Annotated in this window: 7 protein-coding genes; 5 read left to right on the plus strand and 2 right to left on the minus strand. The window is 71.6% G+C overall.

Features of this window, described 5'->3' with window-relative positions:
- Together H7I57_RS28505 and H7I57_RS28510 are read right to left on the minus strand one after the other, a co-directional pair.
- Complete coding sequence (locus tag H7I57_RS28505) at positions 1 to 495, minus strand: pullulanase (RefSeq protein WP_264027814.1); 495 nt, start codon at positions 493 to 495, stop codon at positions 1 to 3.
- Positions 496 to 501: 6 nt separating this feature from the next.
- Positions 502 to 1,953 (minus strand): CCA tRNA nucleotidyltransferase, encoded by a 1,452-nt coding sequence (locus tag H7I57_RS28510; RefSeq protein ID WP_264027815.1) that lies wholly within the window; start codon positions 1,951 to 1,953, stop codon positions 502 to 504.
- A gap of 85 nt (positions 1,954 to 2,038) precedes the next feature.
- Here H7I57_RS28510 and H7I57_RS28515 point away from each other — a divergent pair, with 85 nt between their 5' ends.
- The 5 genes from H7I57_RS28515 to H7I57_RS28535 all read left to right on the plus strand — a co-directional run.
- Positions 2,039 to 2,824 carry an NUDIX hydrolase gene (locus H7I57_RS28515; protein WP_264027816.1) on the plus strand — a complete coding sequence of 262 codons (786 nt, stop codon included), beginning with the start codon at positions 2,039 to 2,041 and terminating at the stop codon, positions 2,822 to 2,824.
- The gene (locus H7I57_RS28520; protein WP_464489896.1) at positions 2,821 to 5,232 is read left to right on the plus strand and encodes a DUF6049 family protein; all 2,412 of its coding nucleotides are present in this window, start codon (positions 2,821 to 2,823) and stop codon (positions 5,230 to 5,232) included. The genes H7I57_RS28515 and H7I57_RS28520 overlap by 4 nt, the downstream gene beginning before the upstream one ends.
- The gene (murJ, locus tag H7I57_RS28525; protein WP_264027817.1) at positions 5,229 to 8,870 is read left to right on the plus strand and encodes a murein biosynthesis integral membrane protein MurJ; all 3,642 of its coding nucleotides are present in this window, start codon (positions 5,229 to 5,231) and stop codon (positions 8,868 to 8,870) included. The genes H7I57_RS28520 and murJ overlap by 4 nt, the downstream gene beginning before the upstream one ends.
- A gap of 122 nt (positions 8,871 to 8,992) precedes the next feature.
- Positions 8,993 to 9,574, plus strand: coding sequence for an RNA polymerase sigma factor SigM (sigM, locus tag H7I57_RS28530; protein ID WP_264027818.1), 582 nt, complete (start codon positions 8,993 to 8,995; stop codon positions 9,572 to 9,574).
- Positions 9,575 to 9,630: 56 nt separating this feature from the next.
- A partial coding sequence (locus H7I57_RS28535) for an RsmA family anti-sigma factor (protein WP_504928649.1) occupies positions 9,631 to 9,867 on the plus strand: 237 nt, incomplete at its 3' end.

Below are 9,867 nucleotides of genomic sequence, written 5' to 3' on the forward strand. Positions count from 1 at the left end.
TCAGGGGGCGGCGGCGCTGTCCGCCCGCCCGTCGCCGTCACGGTCGCCGAGCCGGACATCCCAGCGGCCGTCGCCGTCGGTGTCCACCCACGCAGACCCGGTGCCGAACGCGCGGTCCGCCACACCGTCACCGTCGGCATCGGCCAGCCGCTCCCCCGGCTCGCCGTCGCCATCGAGATCGACGGCCGGTCCGGTGGCGGGATGCTCGGTCCCGTCCAGCCCGAACCAGCGCAATGCTCCGCCGGAGCCGACCGTCCACGTCCCCGTGCCGTCGTCGGTGAAGTAGGCCTCCGGCACACCGTCACCGTCGAGGTCCATGACCGCGTGATCGGCCACGTCGTCGCCGTCGAGGTCGGCGAGGACGTCGTCGATCAACCCGTCGCCGTCGACGTCGAGTCCGACGGACTCCAGCAGACCGTCGCCGTCGAGGTCGCGATCCGCGTCGGCGCTCCACATGGTGGCCGACCCGTCGGGGTCACCAAGGCAGTAGTCCACACCGGATCAGACGCGCGGGGTGCCGTTCTCGTTCCACCACTTCAGCAATTCCGCGACCGCCTCGTCGTGGCTCAGCGGGCCACGATCCAGCCGCAGCTCCTTGAGGTGGTTCCAGGCCTGGCCCACCAGCGGACCGCCCGGGATGCCCAGGACCCGCATGATCTCGTTGCCGTCGAGGTCCGGACGGACCCGGGCCAGGTCCTCCTTGGCCGCCAGCTCGTCGATGCGGTGCTCCAGGTCGTCGTAGTTGGCCTGCAGCCGCGCGGCGCGGCGCTTGTTGCGGGTGGTGCAGTCGGCGCGCACCAGCTTGTGCAGCCGGCTCAACAACGGCCCGGCGTCGGTGACGTAGCGCCGCACGGCCGAATCGGTCCACCTGCCGTCCCCATATCCGTGGAAGCGCAGGTGCAGATAGACCAGCTGCGAGACGTCGTCGACCATCTGCTTGGAGTACTTCAGCGCCCGCATCCGCTTGCGGGTCATCTTCGCCCCGACCACCTCGTGGTGATGGAAGCTCACCCCGCCGTCGGGCTCGTGCCTGCGCGTCGCCGGCTTGCCGATGTCGTGCAGCAGCGCCGCCCAGCGCAACACCAGGTCGGGGCGCCCTGCCTCCTCGAGATCCATCGCCTGCCGCAGCACCGTCAGCGAATGCTGATAGACGTCCTTGTGCTGGTGGTGCTCGTCGATCGCCATCCGCATCGCCCCGATCTCGGGCAGCACCACCTCGCCGAGACCGGTCTGCACCATCAGGTCGATCCCGGCGACCGGGTCCGCGCCGAGCAGCATCTTGTCCAGTTCTGCGGCGACCCTCTCGGCGGTGATTCTGCCCAGCTGAGGCGCCATCTCCTCGAGCGCGCGCCGCACCCGCGGCGCCACCGAGAAGCCGAGCTGGGACACGAACCTGGCCGCACGCAGCATCCGCAGTGGATCATCGCCGAACGACACCTCCGGCGCCGACGGGGTGTCCAGCACGCGGTCACGCAGCCCGGCCAGGCCGTCGAGCGGGTCCAGGAACTCCCCCGGCCCGTCCGGGGTGATCCGCACCGCCATCGCGTTGACGGTGAAGTCGCGGCGTGTCAGGTCGCCTGTCAGGTCGTCGCCGAAGCGGACGTCGGGATTACGCGACACCTGGTCGTAGCTGTCGGCCCGAAAAGTGGTCAGCTCCAACCGGTCAGCGCCCTTTCCGACGCCGATCGTGCCGAACGCGATACCGGTGTCCCAGAGCGCGTCCGCCCAGCCACGCAGGAACGACTGCATCTGCTCCGGCCGGGCGTCGGTGGTGAAGTCCAGATCGGTGCCCAGCCGGCCGAGCAGCGCATCGCGAACACTGCCGCCAACGAGGTACAGCTCGTGCCCGTGGTCGGCGAACAACCGGCCGAGGGGGCGCAGCACCTCGCCGTGGCGGTTCAGCGACACCTGCGCGGCGGCCAGCAGCTCGGCGTCGGACGTGGGGTCGGGCACGTGGGGTGAGCCTACTGGTCACAGCCGTGTCACCGTCCGGCGAGTGCGGCGAGGGCTGCTGTTCACGCCAACTACTATCGCTTGGGTGTCGGACGGCGAGCAGCCCAAACCCCGACGGCGCCGAGGTCGGCGCCGCGGCCGACGCGCGGCAGGCCCGCCCGAACCGGGCGCCGACCAACCCGGCGGCCACCGCAAGCGCACCCCGTCCAACGTTGCCGGCGACCAGTCGACCCCGGCGCCCAAACCGCAGAAGTCGCGGCCCCGCCGGCCCCAGGAACGGCTGCGGACCGTCCATGAGACGTCTGCGGGAGGGCTGGTCATCGATGGTATCGACGGTCCCAAGGACACCCAGGTCGCGGCCCTGATCGGGCGCATCGACCGCCGTGGGCGGATGCTGTGGTCGCTGCCCAAGGGCCATATCGAGATGGGTGAGACCGCCGAACAGACCGCCATCCGCGAGGTCGCCGAGGAAACCGGGATCCAGGGCAGCGTGCTCGCGGCACTGGGCAGCATCGACTACTGGTTCGTCACCGATGGCAGGCGCGTGCACAAGACCGTGCACCACTACCTGATGCGGTTCTCCGGCGGTGAGCTGTCCGACGAGGACCTCGAGGTCACCGAGGTGGCATGGGTGCCACTGCAGGAGCTGCCGAAGCGGCTGGCCTACGCCGACGAACGGCGCCTCGCCGAGGTCGCCCACGAACTGATCGACAGGCTGCACTCCGACGGGCCCGCCGCGCTGCCACCCCTGCCGCGGACGACACCGAGGCGACGCGGCCAGACGCACTCCCACACCCGCAACCACCGAACCGACCCCACCGCTCAACAACAGCCCGGCCGGCGGACGAACGGCTGCGGACAAGGGCCGTGAGCCGCCCACCCGCACGGCTGCTCGTCGCGGTCGTCGCGCTGCTGATGGCCGTGCTGCCCGCCGCCGTCTCCCCTCTTGCCGGAGCCCAGCCCGGCACCACCGCGTTCCTTCGGGTGCAGATCGACAGCGTCACCCCCGAGGTCGTCACCACGACCAGCGAACCGCTGGTGACCGTCACCGGCAGAATCCGCAACGTCGGCGACCGTCCGGTCCGCGACGTGGTGGTGCGACTCGAGCACGCCGCCGCGGTGACCTCGTCGAGCGGGCTGCGCACCGACCTGTCCGGCAACGTCGATCAGTACCAACCGGTCGCCGACTTCATCACCGTCGCACCCGAGATGGGGCGGGGGCAGGAGGTTCCGTTCCGGCTGGCCTACCCTCTGCGCTCCACCGACCGACCCTCCCTGAACATCGAGAACCCCGGCGTGTACCCCGTCATGGTCAATGTCAACGGCACCCCCGACTACGGGGCGGAGGCCCGTCTCGACGACTCCCGCTTCCTGCTGCCGGTGCTCGGGGTGCCCGCGGACGAGGGCTCCGACGCCACCGCCAGCGAGATGCTGGACTCCACCGTGCCGCCCGACACCACCCGCCCGGTCGGGCTGACCATGTTCTGGCCGTTGGCCGACCGGCCGCGGCTGGCCGCCGGTGCGCCGGGCGGCACCACGCCGGTCCGACTGATCGACGACGACCTCGCAACGTCCCTGGCCAGCGGCGGCCGCCTCGACACGATGCTGTCCGCGGTGGACTTCGCCACCAGCCCGCCGGTCGATCCGGGCGGTGAGGTCACCCGCGCGCTGTGCCTGGCAATCGACCCCGACCTGCTCGTCACCGTCAACGCCATGACGACCGGTTACGTCGTCAACGACGGCTCCGACGACGGCGCGCGCACCCCGACCCATCCGGGCACCGGCCAGCAGGCGGCCGTCGACTGGCTCAACAGGCTCAAGGCGCTGGCGCAACGCATGTGTGTCGCGCCGACGACGTACGCGCAGGCCGACCTCGACGCCCTTCGCCGGGTCGCCGACCCCGGCCTGTCGGCGGCCGCCACGAGAGGTGCCGGTGAGATCGTCGACCAGATCCTCGGCATCACCGCGACCCGCGGCGTCACCCTGGTCGGGGACGGACCGCTGACCGGTCCCGCGGTGGAACTGCTGTCCGCGCAGGGGCCGACCGTGGCCATCGGCGCCGTCGACCTGACCGGGCCGGGCGTCTCGGACGGCGGTGCACCGGAAACCGCGGACACCGCACCGGTGCGCTACACGCCCAACGTCGTCGCGGCCCCGTTCGACCCGGCGGTGGGGGCGGCACTGGCCGGCATGGGCACCACCCCGGAGTCACCGTCCTACCTGCACCCGTCGCTGGACATCGCACTCAAACAGGATTCCGAGGTCGCGCGGCGCCAGGACGCGGTCGGCTCGCTGCTGTGGCGCAGCCTGCAGCCCGACGCCGCACCGCGGACGCAGATTCTGGTGCCCCCGCTGATGTGGAACCTGTCGCCGCCGGACGCGCAGGCGGTCCTCACCGCCGTCGCGACCAGCATCCGGGCCGGGTTGGCGGTGCCCCGCCCCCTGGGCGCGGTGGTCACCGAGGCGGCCGCCGTGACCGACTCCGTGCCGCTGCCCTCGGGACCGCTCGGCAACCCACGGGGGCGGTTCGACGACGCAGTGGTGTCGGGCATCGCCGCGGTGACGGGCCGGCTGTGGGGCCTGACCGCGGCACTCACCACCGACGAACGGACCGGCCAGACGGGCAGCAAGTACACCGCGCCGCTGCGAGAGGATCTGCTTCGCGCACTGAGCCTTTCGGTGCCGCCCGACGCTCGCAACGGCCTGGCGCAGCAGCGCCTCACAACCGTGGGCCGCACCGTGGAGGACCTGTTCCGCGCCGTCACCATCGTCAACCCTGGCGGCTCCTACACGCTGGCGACCGAACGCAGCCCGCTGCCTCTGGCGCTGCGCAACGACCTGCCGGTGCCGATCCGGGTCCGGCTGGACATCGACGCGCCTCCCGGCATGACGGTCACCGACATGGGTGAGATCGTGCTGCCACCCGGCTTCCTGCCGCTGAAGGTTCCGATCGAGGTGCACTTCACCCAGCGGGTGGCCGTCGACGTCGCGCTGCGCACCGCCGAAGGGCTGCCCCTCGGCGAACCGGTACGGCTGTCCCTGCACTCCAATGCGTACGGCAAGGTGCTCTTCTTCATCACGCTGTCCGCCGGCGCGGTACTGGTGCTGCTGGCGGGCCGACGGCTGTGGCACCGGTTCCGCGGCCAACCCGACCGCGCGGACCTGGACCGTCCGGATCCGATCGAGGTGGCGCTCGCCTACCGCGACGAAGCCGCCGACGGGGGTCGCCAGGACCGTCCGGGGACGGCGGCCCCCGACGTCCCGGGGCGGCCGGGATGAGCGGCCCCGGCCGCCGGATGCGCGCACCCGCTCCCCCGCCCCGCGTCCCCCCCAGGCCGGTGCCGCGTCAGCCGACCCCACGCCCCGAGCTGTCCGACTCGGCGGTCGTCGGACGGTCGTGGGGCATGGCCGTGGCCACGCTCGCCAGCCGGCTCACCGGATTCGCCCGGATCGTGCTGCTCGCCACCATCCTCGGCGCCGCCCTGTCCAGTGCGTTCACCGTGGCCAACCAACTGCCCAACATGATCGCGGCGCTGGTGCTGGAGGCCACGTTCACGGCGATCTTCGTGCCGGTGCTCGCCCGCGCCGAACGCGACGACCCCGACGGCGGGGCCGCGTTCATCCGGCGGCTGCTCACGCTGGCGGTGACCCTGCTGCTCGTGGTCACCATCGTCTCGACGCTGGCGGCGCCGCTGCTGGTCGACCTGATGCTGGGTACCGAGCCGTTGGTCAACCGACCGCTGACCACCGCGTTCGCGTTCCTGCTGTTACCGCAGATCGTGTTCTACGGCCTGTCGTCGGTGTTCATGGCGATCCTCAACACCCGCAACATCTTCGGGCCTCCTGCGTGGGCTCCGGTGGTGAACAACGTCGTCGCGATCCTCACGCTCGGCCTGTATGTGCTTGTCCCGGGCGAGCTTTCGATCAACCCGGTCGAGATGGGCAATGCCAAGCTGTTGGTGCTCGGTGTCGGCACCACGCTCGGGGTGGTGGCACAGGCCGCGGTGCTGTTCGTGGCGATCAGGTCGGAACGGGTGAGTCTGCGTCCGCTCTGGGGTATCGACGATCGTCTCAAGAAGTTCGGCATGATGGCGCTGGCGATGGTGCTCTATGTGCTCGTCAGCCAGGTCGGTTTCATCGTCGGCAACCAGATCGCCAGTGCGGCAGCCGCATCCGGGCCCGCGATCTACAACTACACGTGGTTGGTGCTGCAGCTGCCGTTCGGCATCATCGGGGTCACCGTGCTGACCGTCGTGATGCCGCGACTGTCCCGCAACGCCGCCGCCGACGACGGGCCCGCGGTTCTTGCCGACCTGTCGCTGGCCACCCGGCTGACGATGGTGACGCTGATCCCGATCGTCGCGCTGATGACCGTCGGCGGGCCCGCGATCGGCAGCGCGCTGTTCTCCTACGGCAACTTCGGTGAGGTGGACGCCGGCTATCTCGGCATGGCGATCACGCTCTCGGCGTTCACGTTGATCCCGTACACGCTGGTGCTGCTGCAGTTGCGGGTGTTCTACGCGCGCCAGGAACCGTGGACGCCGATCGTGCTGATCGTCGTGATCGCGGTGGTCAAGATCGCGGCGTCGCTGGCGGCCCCGCACCTCACCGACGACCCCGATCTGGTCGCCGGCTACCTCGGCATGGCCAACGGCCTGGGGTTCCTGGCCGGCGCAACCGTGGGCTACCTTCTGCTGCGCGCCCGCCTCGACCCGCCGGACGGCCGGCTCATCGGGGTCGACGTGGTCCGCACGATCCTGGTCACCATCACCGCGTCGCTGTCGGCAGGCCTGATCGCCCACGTGATCGACCAGCTGTTGGGGTTGGAGAAGCTCACCAGCGCGTGGGGCGGTGGGGGCTCGCTGTTGCGGCTGGCCGCGCTCGGCCTCGTGATGGCGCCGATCATCGTCGGGATACTTCTGGCAGCGAAGGTGCCCGACGCGCAGGCCGCGCTCGCGGCCGTCCGCAGGCGGCTTCGCCTGGGCGGGGCGCCGCCGGCACCCGCGACGCCCGTCCGGCCACGTCCCGACCCTGGCCTCACGTACCCTGATCAGAGGAATCCGTCCCCGCCACGCCGACGCCGACAGCCCCGGCCGGTGCCCCGGGGACCTTCGGCCGACGTTGCCGACGACTGGAGGCGGAAAGGATCTGCGGTGAGCGACACATCCGCCGGCGGTTCCCCACCGGAGCCCGATTCCGCCGGGCTTTCCCAGACCACCCGAATCGACCGGCCGCTGGCGGACGACTTCCAGCCCGACGTCCCCGACACCTCCGACGAGCACCCGCGGCCGTCCGACGAGACCGCGACCACCGCTCTGCCGTCGGCCCCGTCGGGCCCCTCCCGCCCCCGCTCGGACTACGGCGGCGACTCGACCCGTGAACCGCTGGCCTTCGATCCGCCCCGCGAACCACCCATCGAGACCGCCGTCCCCGCCGAGGACATCCACCTCATCCCCGGCGCGATGATCGCCAACGGCCGCTACCGCCTCCTGGTCTTCCACGGCGGCCCGCCCCAGCTCCAGTTCTGGCAGGCGCTCGACACCGCGCTGGACCGGCAGGTGGCCCTGACCTTCGTCGACCCCGACGGCACCATGCCCGAGCGCCAGGTGCAGGAGATCCTGACCCGGACCCAGCGGCTCGGACGCATCGACATGCCCGGGGTGGCGCGCGTCCTCGACGTCGCCGCCACCGGCGCCGGCGGCCTGGTGGTCTCGGAGTGGATCCGCGGCGGCTCGCTGGCCGAGGTCGCCGACACCTCCCCGTCGCCCATCGGCGGTGCCCGCGCCATCCAGTCGCTGGCCGCGGCGGCCGAAGTCGCGCACCGCAACGGGGTGGCGCTGTCGGTGGACCATCCCAGCCGTATCCGCGTCAGCATCGAAGGCGACGTGGCGCTCGCGTTCCCGGCGACACTGCCCGACGCGACACCCGACGACGACATCCGCGGAATCGGCGCGGCACTGTACGCGCTGCTGGTCGATCGCTGGCCGCTACCGGAATCCGGCGAACCGAGCGGCCTCGCTCCCGCCGACCTCGACGCCGCCGGCCAGCCGATCGAACCCAAGGCTCTCGACCGCGACATCCCGTTCCAGATCTCGGCGGCCGCGGTGCGCGCCGTGCAGGAGGGCGGCGGGATTCGCAGCGCCCCCACGCTGCTGAACCTGCTGCAGCAGGCCACCGCGATCGCCGACCGCACCGACAACATCGCGCCCGTCGAGGACGCCGCACCCGAGCCGAGCGGCGGGGGGTGGCTCACCCCGCTGTCGGACCCGGACGCCGAGGCGCGGCGCCGTAAGGGGCTCATCGTCGGGCTCACCGTCGCGGCCGTGATCGTCGTCGTCGCGGTGGTGCTGCTGGCGACGGTGCTGAGCCGGATCTTCGGCGATGTCGGCAGCGGGCTCGGCGGCGACGAACTCGGCCTGAACGCGCCGTCCTCGTCGGAAGAGGCGGGGGCACCCAGCCAGTCCGGTTCGGTCATCGAACCCGTTCGCGCAACGGTGTTCTCACCCGAAGGCGAGGCCGACGCACCGGATCTCGCCGGGCTGGCGATCGACGGTGACCCGGCGACGGTCTGGCCCACCGACACCTACACCGACTCGACGCCGTTCCCCGGCTTCAAGAACGGCGTCGGCCTGATGCTGCAGCTGTCGCAGCCGGCCACCATCGGGTCGGTCACCATCAACGTCAACAGCACCGGTACGGCCGTGCAGATCCGGTCGTCGTCCTCGGCGACGCCGTCGTCGCTGGACGACACGACCGCGCTGACCCAGCCCACCACCCTGACACCCGGGTCGAACACGATCGAGGTGGACGACGCGTCGCCGACGTCGAACGTGCTCGTGTGGATCTCCACCCTCGGCTCGGTGGGCGGTGAGAGCCGCTCCGACGTCTCGGAGATCACCCTCAACGCAGCGTCCTGACCCGCCATCCCCAGCCGCACCGCGGCCGCCATCCCCAGCCGCACCGCGGCGTCGGCCCACGTGGGCGTGCCTGCCGAAAACTGGTGTGCGGAGCCACCCCCGGCGCCGTTTAGTGTTCGGCTGTGGGGATATTCTCCGGGTCGCGGCAGCAACCCGAACGGCTGCGCACCGACGCCGAGTTGCTCACCGCACATGTCGGCGGTGACCGGTACGCGTTCGAGGAGTTGTTCTACCGCCACCATCGCCAGCTGTACCGACTGGCACTGCTGACCAGCAGGGACCGCGACGACGCCGCCGACGCACTCCAAGACGCGCTGCTCGCCGCGCACCGCGCCGCCCGAACCTTCCGCCACGACTCGGCGGTCAGCAGCTGGCTGTACCGGATCGTCGTCAACGCGTGCCTGGACCGGTTGCGCCGCAACAAGACCCATGCGGCCGAGGAGCTGGACGGCGACCTGTGCCAGGTGGCGGACCCGACCGCGCGGGTGGACACCGCGATCGTCGTGGAGCGCGCCCTGATGCGGCTGCCCGTGGAGCAGCGCGCCGCGGTCGTCGCCGTCGACATGCAGGGGTTTTCGGTGGCCGAGACCGCACGCATTCTCGGGGTCGCCGAGGGCACCGTGAAGAGCAGGTGCGCACGCGCCCGCGGCAAGCTGGCGGAGTCGCTGCACTACTTCGCCGCGGGCACCGCCCCCGCCGAGTGACCGCCGTCGGATAATCTCGAACCCATCTTCAAAGGTGACGACCGGCGGGGGCAGCGATGGGCAGCGGCGCGGGACCCGGTCCTGACCCCACCCCCGACCGCGACCCCGCCGCTGCCACCGCTCTCACCCCCGAACTGCTCGCCGACCTGCAGGCCGGCCTGCTCGACGACACCACCGCGGCCCAGGTGCGCAGGCGGGCGCGCGCCGATCCCGAGGCGACACGCGTGCTGGCCGACCTCGAAGCGGTCCGCCGCGACCTGGCACACCTGGGATCCGACCCGCGGACCGCACCC

It is taken from the genome of Mycolicibacterium pyrenivorans, from assembly GCF_025821625.1.
GTDB classification, from domain to species: domain Bacteria; phylum Actinomycetota; class Actinomycetes; order Mycobacteriales; family Mycobacteriaceae; genus Mycobacterium; species Mycobacterium pyrenivorans.